The sequence below is a fragment of the Arhodomonas sp. KWT2 genome (genome assembly GCF_041949875.1).
GTDB lineage: Bacteria > Pseudomonadota > Gammaproteobacteria > Nitrococcales > Nitrococcaceae > Arhodomonas > Arhodomonas aquaeolei.
On record NZ_JBHFPQ010000043.1, the window covers coordinates 263424 to 279346 of the forward strand.

Here is a 15923-nt window from a genome sequence, read left to right on the forward strand (position 1 = left end):
CGCGGCCCCGCGTCGCGATCCCGAATCAACTGCCACAGCGATCCGACTGACTCATGAATCTCGACTCCGCACTCGAGCGCTTCGGCCTGAGCTTCGAGGCCCTCCAGCAGCCCGGCGGCCTCGCCCGGCTGGACGCCCTGTTCCGTGACCGCCTCGCCGCCCGGGCGCCCGAGCTCGCCACCCGTCTGCTGCGTTACCGCCGCGGCGAACCGCTTTCGGCCACCGACACCAGCGCACTGCTGCTGGAGCTGGGCCCGGAGCTGGAGGAGTTCCTCGGCGAGCTCTTCGACATCGGCGCCGCGCTGGATCGCGCCCGTGCCGCCACCCTCTCCCACGACGTGGTCATGGGCTTCAAGCAGGAGTTCGTCCAGCGCCGGGTGAAGAAGCACCGCCGCCCGGTGGAGACGTCCTTCGCAGAGCTGGACGCCTGGCTCGAGGAGCGCACCGGCGGCCACGACGGCGACCGCGAGCACCGCGTCGCCACCTACGCGATGGGCCTGCTGGCCGACAGCGACGCCAACGCCGAGGCCATCGAGCGCGTCACCGCCTGGTGCAAGCTCGCACGCAAGGAGCCGGAGGCCGCCCGCACCGTCGCCGGCTGGACCAGCTTCCGGCTGCCCCAGCGCGTCGACCACACCGCACTGGTGCCGCTGCAGGAGACCGGCGACGGCGTCGCACGCCGCGAGGCCGGCGAGGGCCACAAGCGCCGCCGCGACGGCTTCGGGCTCACGGACGGCCGCGCCAGCGCCCGCGCCGTTCAGGGCGAGGTGCACTACTGCATCTACTGCCACGAGCACGACGGCGACTTCTGCTCCAAGGGCTTCCCGGAGAAGAAGGGCTCCCCGGAGCTCGGCCTCAAGGAGGACCCGCTCGGCAACACCCTCACCGGCTGCCCGGTCGAGGAGAAGATCTCCGAGATGCACTCCTTCAAGCGCGACGGACACACCCTCGCCGCGCTGGCCGTGGCCATGGTGGACAACCCCATGATCCCCGCCACCGGCCACCGCATCTGCAACGACTGCATGAAGGCCTGTATCTACCAGAAGCAGGACCCGGTGGATATCCCGCAGATCGAGACGCGCTGCCTCACCGACGTCCTCGACCTGCCCTGGGGCGTGGAGCTCTACCACCTGTTCACCCGCTGGAACCCCCTGCGCGCCGAGCAGTTCCTGCCGGCGGCGGACAACGGCCGCCGGGTGCTGGTGGCCGGCATGGGCCCGGCGGGCTTCACCATGGCGCATCACCTCACCCAGGCGGGCTGCACCGTGGTGGGCGTGGACGGGCTCAAGATCGAGCCCCTGCCTCGGGCGCTGCTGGAGGAGCCGGTGGAACGCTGGTCCGACCTGGTGGAGGACCTCGACGAGCGCATCCTGATGGGCTTCGGCGGCGTCGCCGAGTACGGCATCACCGTGCGCTGGGACAAGAACTTCCTCAAGCTCATCTACCTGACCCTGGCCCGGCGGCCGAACTTCAGCGTCCACGGCGGCGTGCGCCTGGGCGGCACCGTCACCCTTGAGGACGCCTGGCGGCTCGGGTTCGACCACGTCACCATCGCCACCGGCGCCGGTCTGCCGCGGGTCCTGCACATGGGCAACAGCCTCGCCCGCGGCATGCGCCAGGCGAACGACTTCCTCATGGCGCTGCAGCTCACCGGCGCAGGCAAAGACTCCAGCCTCGCCAACCTCCAGGTACGGCTGCCCGCGGTGGTGATCGGCGGCGGACTCACCGGCGTCGACACCGCCACTGAGGTGCAGGCCTACTACATCAAGCAGGTGGAGAAGGTCCTCCACCGCTACGAGACCCTCACCGCCGCCCGTGGCGAGGAGGCCGTGACCGCCTCGCTCAACGACGAGGACCGCGAGACCCTCGCCGAATTCCTTGCCCACGGCCGGGCGGTGCGCGCCGAGCGCGAGCGCGCCGCGGCCGCCGGCGAGGCGCCGGACTTCGCGCCGCTGCTGCGTGAGTGGGGCGGCGTGACCATCGCCTACCGCAAGGGTATGAACGCCTCGCCGGCGTACACGCGCAACCACGAGGAGCTCACCAAGGCCATGGAGGAGGGGCTCTTCTACGCGGAGGGCCTGGAGCCGCTGTACGCGGACGTGGACCGGTACGACCACGTGAAGTCGCTGGTCTGCCGGCGCATGCAGCGCGTCGAGGGGCGCTGGCTCGCCACCCGCGAGGAGGTGACGCTGGACGCCCGCTCGATCTTCGTCGCCGCGGGCACGGTGCCCAACACCATCTACGAGCGCGAGTACCCGCGCACCTTCGCGCTCAACGGCAACCACTTCCTCCCGCACATCGCCCGGCGCGAGGAGCTCCAGCCCGTGGAGGACGCCGATCACTGCAAGTCCCCGGAGTTCGGGCCGTTCACCTCCTATGACGAGGACGGCCACCGGGTGAGCTTCATCGGCGACACCCACCCGGCATTCAATGGCAGCGTGGTCAAGGCCATCGCCTCCGCCAAGCGCAGCTATCCGCAGATCCTGCGCTCGGTGCAGTCCAAACCGCAGGCCTCGGACGCCAGCGCCGCGGGCTTCCTTGCCGAGATGGACGAGCAGTTCAGCGCCCGGGTGGTCTCGGTCAACCGCGAGAATCCGGCGATGACCGAGGTCTGGGTACGTGCCCCCCTCGCCGCACGGAACTTCCGCGCCGGCCAGTTCTTCCGGCTGCAGACCTTCGAGAGTACCAGCCCGGTGGTCGAGGGCACACGACTCCAGGTCCCGCTGCTCACGGTCAGCGGCACCGGCGTCGACGGCGACTGCATCCGGCTGATGATCCTCCAGTGGGGCGCCGGCCCGCGGCTCGTCGGCCGGCTCCAGCCCGGCGACCCGCTGGTACTCATGGGCCCCACCGGCGCGCCCACGGACATGCCCACCGGCAAGACCATCATGGTCGTCGCCGGGCGCTGGGGCGCGGCGGTGATGCTCGACATCGGCGCCGCCCTGCGTGCCGCGGGCAACCGCGTGCTCTACGTCGCCGCCTTCGGCAGGGCCGGCGACGTGGACCACCAGGACGAGCTGGAGGGCGGCGCGGACCAGATCCTCTGGTGCACCGCCGGCGAGCCCACCATCGAGGCCCGCCGGCCGCAGGACACCAGCCTCGTCGCCACGGACATGCTCGACCTCGTCCGCCGCTACGGCGACGGCGAGGTCGGCCCCGCCGACGGCATCCCGCTGTCGGACGTGGACCGGGTTATGGTCATGGGCGGGACCGGACTGCTCAAGGGCTTCCAGGCCGCACTCAAGGGCGAGCTGCGCAGCTATTTCGCCCCCGGTGTGGAGGCCTTCGGCACCGTCGGCTCGCCCATGCAGTGCATGATGAAGGGCGTGTGCGCCCAGTGCCTGCAGTGGCAGATCGACCCGGATACCGGCGAGCGCACCCGCCCGGTATTCACCTGCGCCGGCCAGGACCAGCCGCTGTCGTGGATCGACATCGACAACCTCTCCGCGCGGCAGCAGCAGAACCGCCTCACCGACCGCCTCACCGGCCAGTGGCTGGACTACGTCTTCGAGCGGGAGGCCCAGGCGGACAACCCGGCGGGCGGATAGACCGCGGGGGACCGGGGCCGGCCATTCACGGCCGGCTGCCGTCGGCCCTCGCGATCGCGCAAGCGGCCCCGCGCGGGCCGTCACCGCTGGATATGGCGCCGGTCAGGTCCGTGCAGGCACGCTCGGCAGCCCCGGCAACACGGAAATGGCCGCCGGATACGGCCAGAGTGCCTCCAGAATCCGCTGCGTACCGGCCTCCCTGGCGCTCGTGAACAGCCGGCTGCCGGGGGCGGCCCCGGAAAACTCGTCACGAAGCAGATCGTCCTCGGCCAGCCTGCGCCGGACCTCCCGCGCCACCGCCTCCCCCGTCTCGATGATCTCCACGTCCGACCCGACCCGCTCGCGGATCAGCGGCGTGAGGAAGGGATAGTGCGTGCACCCCAGCACCAGCGTGTCCACCCCCGCCTCGATCAGCGGTTCGAGATAACGCGATACCAGCGAGCGGGTCTCCGGCGTATCCAGCGCGAGCCGCTCCACCTGGTCCGCCAGCCCCGGGCAGGGCTGCAGGAGCACGCGCTTGCCCGCGCTGAACCGCCCGATCAGCGACCGGATCCCCGGACTGGCAACGGTGGACGCCGTGGCCAGCACGCCGATCACTCCGCTGCGGCTCGCCAGCACCGCCGGTTTCACCCCCGGCTCCACGCCGACGATGGGCACCTCGAAACGCTCGCGCAGCGCACGTATCGTCGCCAGGGTCACGGTGTTGCAGGCCACCACCACCGCCTTTGCGCCCTGCTCCACCAGATACGCCGTCAGCGCCATCGAGCGTGAGAGAATGAAGTCGTGGGGCTTGTCGCCGTAGGGCGCGTGGCGGGAATCGGCGATGTAGAGCACGTCCTCCGCCGGCAGCAGCCCGCGGATGCCGCGGGCGATAGAGAGACCGCCGACACCGGAGTCGAAAATCCCGATCGGTTGTTCGGACTGCATCAGGGGCGGATACGGCCAAGTGTGAGCGACGCCTGCAGTATACCCCCGCACCGAACCGCACCAAACGAGGCCCGGCGCCCTTCATTCGAGGGGGTAAGGGAAGGGCTCTCGACGGTCGGGGCCCCTGATGCAGGTCAGGCCCGGCCTCGGGAAACCGCCCGTCTCCGCCGCCGCGCCGACCGAACCAGCAACATCCCGCCACGTGCCAGCAGCTCGAGCACCAGCGTCAGCGCCACACCGACCCCCAGGCCGAACACGATCGCCCCGGGATCCAGCCGGATGACGTAGGAGTAATCGCTCAGCACCGCCCGTTTGATCTCCGGCACCGGCCTGACCAGGGCCTGCGTATACGCACTCACCGGCCCCGTCCGGTACCGCGTCAGGCTGCGCTCCAGCACCAGGTTGCGGTGATAGATCGCCTGGATGCTTTCGCCGCCCGCCTGGAAAACCTCGTCGTCACTGTCGCGGTAGTGCGACACCAGCTCGGCGATGCTGCCGTCGAAGAACCGGTCCGCCTCGTCCTGGAACTGTCCCAGGCTCCGTTGCGACTCCGCATAGTGTGCGGCGAGCGTCTCCCCGTACTGGCCCACATAGAACGGCACCTGCACGGCCAGCAGCGCCGTGCCAAGCAGGACAAACAGGCGGGCACAGGAAAGCAGGGTCTTCACAGGCTCTCAACCTCGGACGCGCCGGGTACGGGTACACGAAAGCCTCTCGCTACCGGGACAGGCATGCAAGCCGGACCTGTCCACGGTCTCAATAAGGCGGCCCGGCATCCAGCACCTCTGCCCCCAGGAGCACGCGCTCTCGTCACACATCACCAAGCCGCTGAAGCAGCCGATTGGCCGCCGACTCGCTCAGCGTCTTCCCGGGGTCCGGCGCGTAGTAGAGATACAGGGCCAGCGGCCCCCTGGAGCTGGAGCCGGTCAGGCTCCAGAGGAAGTCGCGTGTCTCCCACTTGCCACCCGAGAAGGTCTCCCCGTTCTCGGCGGGGCGGGTGACGATCAAGCCCAGGAGCACGGTTTCGGTTCGCGGGTCGCCGGCACGGAGGCTGGACAGGTTCGCCGTGGAGAACTCGCCCAGGCCGGCGCGTTCGATCTGCTGCCGGTAACGGTCTTTCGCCCTGTCCATCAGCTGACGCCGGGCGTCCGAGCGTGCGAGCACATGGACACTTCCCTCCCTGATATCCGTGGGATCGGTGATATCCAGCAGCTTGTCGAGGACCGCGCGACGCTGCTCGGGGGTGGAGAACTCCGCCCACATGAACATCTCGTCAAGGGCATCCACCTTGCTCCCGGGAAGCACCATGACGGCCTCCACCAGACGCCGGTCGATATCCTCCGGCTCCGGCACGAAAGTCACGAAGAGCTGGATCACAACCATTATCGCGATAACTGCGAACATCACCCTGGCGAATGGCCCGTCGCCGGAACCGCCACTACCGGTACCACCGCCGGCTGCACCACCACCACCACCACCTCCTCCTCCTCCTCCTCCGCCTCCGCCTCCGCCTCCGCCGCCGATAGCGGCCCACGGCCGGTCGTCCGCGGGCGCGAGGGCGACGCGTGGATACACGCCCATGGCACAGGGCGCGAACGGCCCATCGATGGGGGTGAAGGAAACGACGGACGTACTCATATCGGGATCCAGAGGGGGCGTTGTGGTGTTGGTTTTACCGCAGCGTGCGCACTACGCCCGATCGATGCGTCGCCGGAGATCCTCGGCCATGCGCTCTCCCGCCGCCTCCTGCGCGGCCGCGGAAGGGCCGCTGTGCGCCGTCCGGGCGATGAACCGCACCGCGCTGCCGAAGCGGCACGACTCCCGCAACGTCAGGTGCAGCACGGGCAGAACCCGCTGGCTGCTGCCGCTTAGCGGGCACCAGCGGAAATCCACGTCCGCAAGGCCGGACAGGGGCACTCGCTCGGTATCGCGTCCGTCGCGCATCACGAGTGCATCGCCGGCATCGTAGACGTCGTCGACCAGCCCGGTGAACGTGCTCTGCCACTGCCACACGAGTAGTGCACCGGCGAACGGCAGGAAGGCGGCCACTTCGAACCGGCCGGCCAGCGCACTGAGCGTGACCGCCGCGATGCCGCAGACCAGACAGAACGCCAGCAGGATACGACGCCCCGGTCCGGTCGCACGGGTGAGACCGCCCTGCATCTGGCGCCTGGAATCGGATATCCGCCGCATGCCCGTCCCCTCACCGTCTCACGAATGCGCATCCGTGCTTATCACCGGCACCATGCCGTACACGAAAGACCGGCCCGAGCGTGAAGGCTGTACGGCATGGCAGGGATTGTCCAGAGAGCGCCGGGACGGCTACGTCGCCGCAAGCACCCAGAGCGACACGGCGTTGATGAGCGCGTGGGCGATGATGGCGGGCCAGAGGCTGGCGTAACGGAGGACGGCGACGGCGAGTATGGCACCGACGAGGGCGGTCTGGATCACGCCGAACGCCCCCTGGTAGACGTGGCCGAGGCCGAAAAGGAGGGAGGACAGCAGCACCGGCCCCCACAGGCCGCCGAGCAGCGCGCGGGCGCGCTGGAGCAGGAAGCCGCGCGCGAGCAGCTCCTCGTAGAGGCCGATAAACAGGCTCAGGCCCAGGAGCTCGGGCACGCCTATCCCGCCGGCGACCCGGTTGCCGAGCTCGGTGATGCGCGCAAGCTGGCCACTGACGGCGTCCGGGAAGAGCTGCATGACGAACAGCCGCAGCAGAATGTTGACGGCAAAGACGACCACCAGCAGCTGTACGCCGCGCAGCACGTCCCGCCAGCCGGGAGCAACCAGGCCAAGCCCCGTGAAGGTGACCCCGCGCCAGTAGCAGAGCAGCGCGAGGCCGGCGAGGATCACCACGCCCTGCGCCACGACCACGCCGATCAGCCCGCTCGCCGGCGCGAACCCGGCGACGACCAGCGGCGCGGCACTGCCCGCGGCGAGCACCAGGGCCAGCGCGAGACACAGATCCGCCAGGGCGGCGAGCCGCCCCGGCGTCCGGGAGCGGGCGCTCACTGCCCGTCCCGCGGATCCCTGCGCTGGAACTCGCCCTCGATGACGTCACGGTGACCACGCTGGCCGTAGCCGCCCCCGGGCCCATTTCCCGGCGGCGGGCCGTAGCTCACGTGGACGTGGCGCAGCACCCAGCGGATCAGGAACCGTCGTGTCCAGGGGATGAGGCAGGCAAACCCGAACACGTCCGTGATGAATCCCGGAGTGAGCAGCAGGACACCGCCCAGTGCCAGCGCCACGCCCTCGAAAAGCTCGATGGCGGGCACGCTGCCCCGGTTCATGTTCGCCCGCGCGCGGGTGAGTGTCTCCAGCCCCTGCTGGCGCAGCAGCGCGGTACCGGCCGCCGCGGTGAGCAGACACAGGGCGATGGTCGGCAGTGCACCGATGGCGCTCCCCACCTCGATGAGGACGTACAGCTCCATCAGCGGCGCACCGATGAACAGCAGCAGAATCAGTAATGGCAAGGCTCTACTCCGTTGATAACTGGGCGGCCGGTCACCGCACCTCCACCTCGCGGCTCGCCTGGCGGAACTTCACCCGCCAGCCGGACCACACCGGCAGCTCCCACCGCCGGGGGTCGCGTTTGCGCACGCCGGAGACCTTCTCGGCGACGACCTCCCGGCGACGGACATCATAGTGCACGCGCATGTGGAGGTCGGTCAGCCGGACCTCACGGGGATACGTGCGGTCGAACCAGTCCCTTTCCCACCCCGGCACGCCGTCGAATGCCAGATCCTCCGGCTCGATGAGCGCGAGATCCGCGCCCTCCTCCATGCCGAGCGCACCCAGCCGCGCCGCGAGCCACGCCTGCGGCTCGGGCACCTCGCCCTCGCCGTGGCCCAGCGCGACGTACAGCGCCCAGGCGTCGATGTCCTCGCGCAGGCGCGCCCCCGCCGGGGCGAGCAGCCGGTCTTCCAGGATCAGCGAGGCCGCGGCCCGCCGGGCCGCCGGGCCGGTCAGGACCTCGCGGTCCTCGCGGATGGTGCGCTCGGCATAATGGTGGACCACCGTACCCACCAGGGCGTCGTCCTCCAGCGCGGCAGGCCCGGGACGGGTCTCCGTGATCCCCAGCTCAGGGAGCGCATCCAGCGGCAACGGCGACAGGCAGGTGGCCAGGGTGACGTTCTGCCGCGTGCCGCGACGGCCGGGGACACTGTGATCGTCGAGGACCAGCGCGGCCTCGTCCTCCTCGCCGAACAGGCTGTCGCCAACCGGGAACGCCTCGCCCTGCCCGTTCGCCAGTGCTTCCCGACGTTTGGTGCGGCGCACGTGCACCAGCTCCGGCATCGCCACCGCGGCGGCGCGGAGCGCGGTGCCGGCCTGCGTGGCGAGATCCGCGTCCTCGCCGGCGGTGCCCGGCAGGTCCATGGCCTCGCGCAGCTGCGCGGCCAGCCGCCCGGCCTCGGTCCGCTGGCGCCGGTCCACGCGCACCCCCGGCAGATCGACACCGCGAAGCGCCGCCACCCGCAGCGTCGCATCGCAACGCCGGCCCAGAGCCTTGCCCAGGCGCTCGCGCTCGTCCGGATCGCCGGGCGGGGACGCCAGCCCCCGGCCGGCAGAGAGCGCCGCGGCGAGGTCGGCCATGAAGGCCGCCGTGACGGCGTCCGGCATCGCCACCACCAGGTGCGCGAGCCAGGCGTCCACCGGCAGCGAGAACAGCCGGCGGCCGCGCTCCGTCACCGTACCCGTCTCGTCCAGCGCAGCGATGGCCTGCAGCCGCGCCCGGGCGGCGGCAAGCGCGTTGTCCGGCGGCGCCTCGGGGAATTCGAGCGCCGCGGCATCCCGCCCGGCGCACGCGGCGGCCAGCACCAGCTCGGTGAGATCCTCGCGGACCACCTCCGGCGGCGTGATCTCGGCGAGCGGCGCGCGTTCGCCCCACAGGCGCAGGCATACGCCGGGGGCCGTTCGTCCGGCGCGCCCCCTGCGCTGGTCCGCACTGGCGCGGGAGACCGCCTGCAGCGCCAGCACGGTGCGGCCGTTGCGCCGCATCGTGCGCCGCTCCAGGCCGCTGTCCACCACGGCGGTGACGCCGGGCACGGTGAGCGAGGTCTCCGCCACGTTGGTGGCGAGAATCACCCGGCGTGGCCCCTCGGGGCTCAACGCCCGGCGCTGGTCCGCCGCCGGCGCGCCCGCGTGCAGCGCGATGACCTCCGCCTGGACCCCGCCGAGCGCCCGCGCCGCGTCCGCGATCTCCCCGCGGCCGGGGAGGAACACGAGCACGTGCCCCTCCGTCTCCGCCAGGGCCCGCTCCACTGCGGGCGCAAGGCGGGTCTTCAGCTCACGGCTGTCGGGCATCCCCCTGGGATCGTCGCCGAGGTGGTGGACGCTCACGGGATAGGCCCGGCCCGCCGCCTCCAGCAGCTCGGCACCGAGGTGGCCCGCCAGGCGCTCGCCCTGAATCGTCGCGGAGGTGATGACCAGCCGCGGCCCCTCCGTGCGGGCACGCAGCAGCGCCAGGAGCAGGTCCGTGTCCCAGCGCCGCTCGTGGAACTCGTCCAGCACGACAGTGGCGAAACCGGCAAGCCCGTCCGCCGCCAGCCAGCGCAGGGCGATACCGGGTGTGACGAACACCACCTCGCTGTCCGGACCGTGGCGGACATCACCGCGGATGGCATGGCCCACCCGGCCGCCGGGCGACTCGCCCAGGTTGCCCGCGACGAAGCCGGCCAGGCTGGTGGCCGCGAGCCGGCGCGGCTCGATCACCAGCACCCGCCCCTGCCCCCGCGCCCACAGCGGCAGCCGCGTGGACTTGCCCGAGCCTGTGGCCGCGGACACCACCACCGGCCCCTGCGCCAGGGCGGTACGGAAGGACGGCTCGATGACGTCAATGGGGAGTTGGGGCGCGCTCTCGGTCATGGCCCGACAGGGTATCCGCGCGCGGCGACAAGCCCAAGGGCCGGCGCAGTAACTCGTGCGCGATCTTCGGCACCGGATCCGCGTCGTGGCGAGCGGCGTAGGCTGGCCGCCCCAGGCCGCAAAGATCCAACGCGGCGAAACGGAGAGTGTCGGCTGCCTCGAGCAGCCGATCTACGGCAGGAATCCCGGGCGGTGACAGGCCGCGCGGGTTGGCCGCTCCTGGCAGACCGGTAGGTCGTGCACGGCCGCGTGCTGTGTGCGACATCTTCAATGAGCACGCCGGAATGTCGCACGCCTGCGGCGCACGACCTACGCGAATTCCCGTAGGTCGGCTGCTCCTGGCAGCCAACATCAAACCGCGTGAAACGGAGGATGTCGGTGGCCGTCAGCAGCCGAGCTGCGGTAACGATCGCGGCCGGATCAGTACGCCACCGGCACCTCGAGCACGCCGCGGGCGATGGCGTAGCCCATCGAGGCCCCCATGGCGACATCCGTGGGATAGTGCAGGCCGAGCACCACCCGGGAGCAGGCGATCAGCACGGTAAGCACGGCGAGCGCCCCGGTCAGCGCCGGGAAGTGGGCCGCCGCCACGGTGGTGAAGCCCACCGCATGCAGGGTATGGCCGGAGGGGAAGCTGTACTGGTCGAGCATGCGCGTCGCCGAGCGGATGCCGGCGTCCGTGGCGCAGGGGCGCGGCCGCGCCGTGCGTGCCTTCACCCATTTGTAGGCCGCTAGCCCCGCCAGCGCGAACGCCGCCATACGCAGGCTCGCCTCCGCTCCGGCGCGCCCCTGGGTCAGGGGCAGCACGAGCATGAGCACGTACCAGAATACCCCGTCGCCCAGGCGGCTGACCCCGGTGAACAGCCAGCGCACCGTGGTGAACCGGCAGGCGCGGTTGGCGTGCAGACACAACGCCCGCTCCGCCGTCATGACCCGTCCCCAGCCTGCAATCGCCCGTGTCGGCCGCATCGACGCACCCTCGCCGTGGTTGCAACGGCCTCAGCGTGCCCCGGGCAGGTGGCAGCGCGGTGACGCGGTTATGACGGGTTACGGTCAGCGGGCTATTCGGTGCCCGGGTGCTCCACATCGGCGCCGCCGTCGGCGCGCTCCAGCGCGACGGCGACCACCACCGGCCCGGCGAGACGGACCCAGCCGCGGCCGCGCTCCTGCTCCGGGCCGTTGAACTCGAAGCGGTACACCCGCCCCAGACGCAGCCGCCCGGTGGCGTCGCGCACGAGGTAGTAGCGCTCCAGGGCCACGGTATCGTCGAGCAGGGTGACGCCGCGCCGGGTGCACACGCGCCGGCAGCGTCCCAGCGCCGCGGCCCGCGCACGGAGGTTCACCCACCAGGCCATGGCGAGGGCGGCAAGCAGCGTCAGCGGCAGCAACCCGGGCGGTGTCATCGCCTCCCCCCTCAGGTGAACGCCAGGACCACGATCATCGCCGGCACGGCGAGCAGGCTGCTCAGCAGGATCAGGCTGGAGGCCAGAGCCTCGTCGCCGCCGAGCTGGCGTGCCAGCACGTAGGAGGCGGACGCTGCCGGACAGGCCAGCATGATCAGCGCGATGCGCGTGTGAGCCGGCGACAGCCCCAGCGCCCAGGCAAGGAGCGCCCCTATCGCCGGCAGCGCCGCAACCTTGAGCACCGCCCCGGCCAGCGCCCAGCGCACCCGCCCGCGCACGCGGGACGTGCACAGGGTACCGCCGATGCACACCAGCGCCAGGGGCAGTGCCATCTGCCCCACCGCGGCGAGACTGCGGTCCAGCATCACCGGCAGCGTCGCCCCGGCCAGGGCGAGCCCCAGCCCCAGCGCGCAGGCGATGAGGATAGGATTGGTCACCAGGCCGTAGGCCAGTCCGCGGATCATCCCGGCCCCACCGCCGCGGCCGGCGAGCAGCACCACGACGGCGGCGATGTTGTAGAGCACCACCAGCGGACCGAAGAGCAGCAGCGCGCTGGACTGCGCCGCTGCCACCGGCGCCCCTTCAACCGCCTCGAAGGCATAGATCACCACCGGCAGCCCGATGAACGCGAGATTGCCACGGAAGACGCCCTGCACGAACGTCCCCGTCGCCGAGGCCGGCAACCCCAGCATCCGGGCCGCCACGTAGGCGATCAGGATCCCGCCCACGGTGGCACCGATGGCGACCGCGAGCAGCCCGGTGACCGCGCCGAACTCCGGGTTCGCGGAGGCGATGCGCTGCACGAGCAGCGACGGCAGCCCCACCCAGTAGGTCACACGATTGAGCTCGCGCAGGGAGCGCTCGGAGAGAAAGCCGGTTCGGGTCAGCCCCCAGCCCAGCGCAATGACGAAGAACACCGGGGCCAGGGCATTGAGGATGGCGAGCAGGACGGGCCTCCTTGATCGGTGGACACAACCCCGTCGAGGGTGATGCGCTTCACACAGTAGCTGTCTATCCGCCGCTACTATGGCGGTAAAACAACAGCATAACACCGCCGGCCACCCCGGATCGGCGGGACAACGAGGAGGAGAAGAGCCCATGGCCTGCGTGATCGCGGAGATTCGCGACGAGGCGCAGTCCGGTGGCCGGGTGGCCCCGCTGGTCCAGCGGGCGGTGCTGCTCGCCACGGTGCTGCGCACCCGGCATACGCTCGACTGGCTCAAGACGGAGCTGAACGGCTATGCCCATGATGCCACCCTGCCGGACTACCGCCGTGGCGACGGCGGCGTGCTGATCGCCTGGCGCCCGGGCGACGGCTGGATCCAGGCCCCCATCTCTCCGGCAATGGCCTCGCGGCTGTCGCACTTCGAGCTGCGCACCGGCGTGGAGGACCTGGAGACCCAGATCGAGGAGCAGGGCCCGCGCGGGGCAGCGCGGATGGAGTTCGACGGCGACGAGCTCGCCGCCCTTCAGCAGGAGGCCAGACTCGACACCCGGTTATCCCTCGCCCTGCCCCAGACGGCCATCCCCACGGTGCTGGAGACCGTCCGCCAGGGCCTGATCGCGTGGGCGGACGCGATGCTGGAGGCCGGGGTCGAGGGCGAAGGCAGCGCCTTCAGCCGCGAGGAACGGACCCTTGCGGAGCCGGTGGACGAGGACTTCCACAACCTCGTGGAGACCGCTGCCGAGCACGCCCGGGCACAGGTGGCGGCCAGCTCGTCGCGCCGGCGCGGGTTCTTCTCGCGGCTGTTCGCGGGCTGACGGCGACAGCCGGACAGCGCGGGCGGGGGTTTCACGGACGGATCAATTGTTCTTATACTAACAGTCCGTGTAACGATCAAATTCAGGGAGCAACATGCAGTCGTCACCCCGCAATCCCGCCGTCGAGCCCCTGTTCCAGCCGCTCCGGGTCGGTGACGTGGCGGTCCCCAACCGCATCGTCATGGCCCCGCTTACCCGCAACCGCGCCGGCGGGGGCAACGCCCCCACCGAGCTGATGGCCCGGTACTACAGCCAGCGCGCCGGCGCCGGCCTGATCGTCGCCGAGGCGACCCAGATCCGACCGGACGGCCAGGGGTATCTCTATACCCCCGGCATCCACAGCGACGAGCAGGTGGCCGGCTGGCGCCGCGTGACCGACGCCGTGCACGAGGCCGGCGGCCGTATGGCACTGCAGCTCTGGCACGTGGGCCGTATCTCCCACACGTCACTGCTCAACGGCGAGGCGCCGATCGCCCCCTCGGCGATACGCGCCGAGGCCAAGACCTATACCGCCAATGGCTTCGAGCCCGTCTCCGAGCCGCGGGCGCTGGAGGCCTCGGAGATCCCCGGACTGGTCGCCGACTATGCCCGGGCCGCCGAGCGCGCCCGCGACGCCGGCTTCGACCTCGTGGAGATCCACGCCGCCAACGGCTATCTCATCGAGCAGTTCCTCAAGGACGGCGCCAACCAGCGCACCGACGACTATGGCGGCTCCATCGAGAACCGCGCCCGTCTGCTATTCGAGGTCACGGACGCCATCATCGAGGCCGTCGGTGCCGGCCGGGTGGGCATCCGGATCTCTCCGGTGACCCCGGCCAACGGGATCAGCGAGAGCGACCCGACACCGCTCTACGAGCACGTCGTCGACGGCCTGGCCGCCCGCGGCCTCGCCTACGTGCATATCATCGAGGGCGCGACCGGGGGGGACCGGGAGTTCCAGCCCTTCGACTATGCCGCCCTGCGCCGGCGTTTCCCCGGCTGCTGGATGGCGAACAACGGCTACACCCCGGCAATGGCGGGCGAGGCCGTCGCCAGCGGCTACGCCGACCTGGTCGCGTTCGGACGCTCGTTCATCTCCAACCCGGACCTGGTGCAGCGCATCGCCCTGGACGCGCCGATGCAGAAGGCGGACTCCAGCACCTTCTATGGCGGCGACGAACGCGGCTACACCGACTACCCGTTCATGGAGCAAGCGGCCACCGCGTAGTCCCGGCCGGGCACGGAGCGGCCCTGCAGGGCCGCTCCGCGGCGGTCACTGGCCGTCGCTGAGCATGGCGTAGAGTTCGTCCTTGAGCTGGACGCGGCGCTTCTTGCGATCCTCGACGTAGTCGTCGGAGGGGGTCTCGTTGCCCTCCTCGATGCGCCGCACCTCATGATCCACCTCGTGGTACTCGTCGAACAACCGCGCGAAATGCCGGTCGTTCATCTTGAGCTCGTGGATACGCTCGCGGAACTCGGGGAACTCGTGGACGAGGTCGTGTTTCTCGATCTGCATCGTTACGCCTTCTCGCTGTGACCGTTCGGGGATTACTAATCTTCTCAGAGGTCTTGTCATGCGTCAGCCGGACCGTGCGCCAATGGGGCAAGACGCCAGGCGCGCGATATAACCGGCACCATGAGCGGCGAGCAACGCAGTCCCATCGGCGCACGGTCCAGCCCGAAGGGAGCGCCAGAGCGCTCAGACACGAGACAAGACCTCTGAGAAGATCAGTATCATGGCCCGGCAGCGGCAGGACCGCTTGACCCGGATCATCTATCCGCCACGATGAGGGTGGGGGCCGGAGACGACAACCGACGACAACCACGGAACAGGGACTACCCGATGAGCGAAGACCGCGTGACCCGACTGAAGGCCATGGAGCGCGAGGAGCTCGAACGGATCGAGGGCTACGAGCGCCACGTCCGCCGCGCCGACGGCGCCCTCGACCGCGATACCGAAGAGCAGGCCATCGAGCTGGAGAACGACGAGGTCGTCGAGCGGCTGCTGCAGACCAGCCGCGAGCGCGTCGAGCAGATCCGCCACGCCCTCGCCCGCATCGACCAGGGCCAGGGAGGGACCTGTGAGTCCTGCGGCGGTCCCATTGCCGCCGATCGGCTGGAGGCACTGCCTACCGCCACGCTGTGCAGCGACTGCGCCAGCGAGCAGGACTGACCCAAGCGCATCCCGGAGGAGGAGAGACCCATGCCCGCATTCCATGGAATGCGCCGGGCCCTTGTGGCCCTGGCGTTCACCGTTCCCCTGGCCGCGGGGGGGGGCGTCGGGGGCGGGACCGGCGCCCGCAGCGCGGGGCGCCCTCGCCCCTGCCCCGGCTGCCGACGGTCGCGCCGCGGTCGGCGCCCACCGCGGCCAGGGCAACGGTGAACGCCAGGGCCACAAGGGCCCGGCGCATTCCATGGAATGCGGGCATGGGTCTCTCCT

General features: G+C 70.8%; 15 protein-coding genes. 4 read left to right on the forward strand and 11 right to left on the reverse strand.

Annotated features, from left to right (window positions below):
- Positions 1-53: 53 nt before the first annotated feature.
- Positions 54-3548, forward strand: a complete 3495-nt coding sequence (locus tag ACEZHJ_RS10580) for an FAD-dependent oxidoreductase (protein WP_375036486.1) — start codon at positions 54-56, stop codon at positions 3546-3548.
- Between the two features lie 102 nt (positions 3549-3650).
- Here ACEZHJ_RS10580 and murI read toward each other — a convergent pair whose 3' ends face one another.
- From murI to ACEZHJ_RS10630, 10 genes are all read right to left on the reverse strand, one after another.
- Complete coding sequence (murI, locus tag ACEZHJ_RS10585; protein ID WP_018717934.1) at positions 3651-4475, reverse strand: glutamate racemase; 825 nt, start codon at positions 4473-4475, stop codon at positions 3651-3653.
- A gap of 134 nt (positions 4476-4609) precedes the next feature.
- Entirely contained in the window at positions 4610-5143 is a 534-nt protein-coding gene (locus ACEZHJ_RS10590; RefSeq protein WP_018717933.1) for a DUF2937 family protein, read from the reverse strand.
- A gap of 142 nt (positions 5144-5285) precedes the next feature.
- A complete protein-coding gene (locus ACEZHJ_RS10595) occupies positions 5286-6113 on the reverse strand; it encodes a hypothetical protein (protein ID WP_375036487.1) in 828 nt (275 codons plus the stop codon).
- 51 nt (positions 6114-6164) lie between these two features.
- The gene (locus tag ACEZHJ_RS10600; RefSeq protein ID WP_163143564.1) at positions 6165-6668 is read right to left on the reverse strand and encodes a hypothetical protein; all 504 of its coding nucleotides are present in this window, start codon (positions 6666-6668) and stop codon (positions 6165-6167) included.
- A 129-nt stretch (positions 6669-6797) separates the two neighbouring features.
- Entirely contained in the window at positions 6798-7487 is a 690-nt protein-coding gene (locus tag ACEZHJ_RS10605; RefSeq protein ID WP_375036488.1) for a CPBP family intramembrane glutamic endopeptidase, read from the reverse strand.
- Positions 7484-7948 carry an FxsA family protein gene (locus tag ACEZHJ_RS10610; protein WP_018717929.1) on the reverse strand — a complete coding sequence of 155 codons (465 nt, stop codon included), beginning with the start codon at positions 7946-7948 and terminating at the stop codon, positions 7484-7486. Before ACEZHJ_RS10610 ends, ACEZHJ_RS10605 begins: the two co-directional genes overlap by 4 nt.
- Before the next feature lie 31 nt (positions 7949-7979).
- A complete protein-coding gene (locus ACEZHJ_RS10615; RefSeq protein ID WP_375036489.1) occupies positions 7980-10340 on the reverse strand; it encodes a helicase-related protein in 2361 nt (786 codons plus the stop codon).
- A 420-nt stretch (positions 10341-10760) separates the two neighbouring features.
- The gene (locus tag ACEZHJ_RS10620) at positions 10761-11270 is read right to left on the reverse strand and encodes a phosphatase PAP2 family protein (RefSeq protein WP_375036490.1); all 510 of its coding nucleotides are present in this window, start codon (positions 11268-11270) and stop codon (positions 10761-10763) included.
- 131 nt (positions 11271-11401) lie between these two features.
- Positions 11402-11743, reverse strand: a complete 342-nt coding sequence (locus ACEZHJ_RS10625; RefSeq protein WP_084594135.1) for a DUF3301 domain-containing protein — start codon at positions 11741-11743, stop codon at positions 11402-11404.
- A gap of 11 nt (positions 11744-11754) precedes the next feature.
- Positions 11755-12843: an AEC family transporter gene (locus ACEZHJ_RS10630; protein ID WP_259203952.1), complete on the reverse strand. Its 1089-nt coding sequence runs from the start codon at positions 12841-12843 to the stop codon at positions 11755-11757.
- Between ACEZHJ_RS10630 and ACEZHJ_RS10635 the strand changes: the two genes are divergently transcribed.
- Positions 12842-13504: a hypothetical protein gene (locus ACEZHJ_RS10635; protein ID WP_018717924.1), complete on the forward strand. Its 663-nt coding sequence runs from the start codon at positions 12842-12844 to the stop codon at positions 13502-13504. The two genes, ACEZHJ_RS10630 and ACEZHJ_RS10635, sit on opposite strands and share 2 nt — an antisense overlap.
- 94 nt (positions 13505-13598) lie before the next feature.
- Positions 13599-14711 carry an alkene reductase gene (locus ACEZHJ_RS10640; RefSeq protein ID WP_375036491.1) on the forward strand — a complete coding sequence of 371 codons (1113 nt, stop codon included), beginning with the start codon at positions 13599-13601 and terminating at the stop codon, positions 14709-14711.
- 45 nt (positions 14712-14756) lie between these two features.
- On the opposite strand, the gene ACEZHJ_RS10645 is transcribed toward ACEZHJ_RS10640, so the two are convergent.
- On the reverse strand, positions 14757-14999 hold the full coding sequence (locus ACEZHJ_RS10645; protein WP_018717922.1) for a YdcH family protein: 243 nt from the start codon (positions 14997-14999) through the stop codon (positions 14757-14759).
- Positions 15000-15326: 327 nt separating this feature from the next.
- Between ACEZHJ_RS10645 and ACEZHJ_RS10650 the strand changes: the two genes are divergently transcribed.
- Positions 15327-15656, forward strand: a complete 330-nt coding sequence (locus ACEZHJ_RS10650; protein WP_018717921.1) for a TraR/DksA C4-type zinc finger protein — start codon at positions 15327-15329, stop codon at positions 15654-15656.
- The last annotated feature ends 267 nt before the right edge of the window (positions 15657-15923 follow it).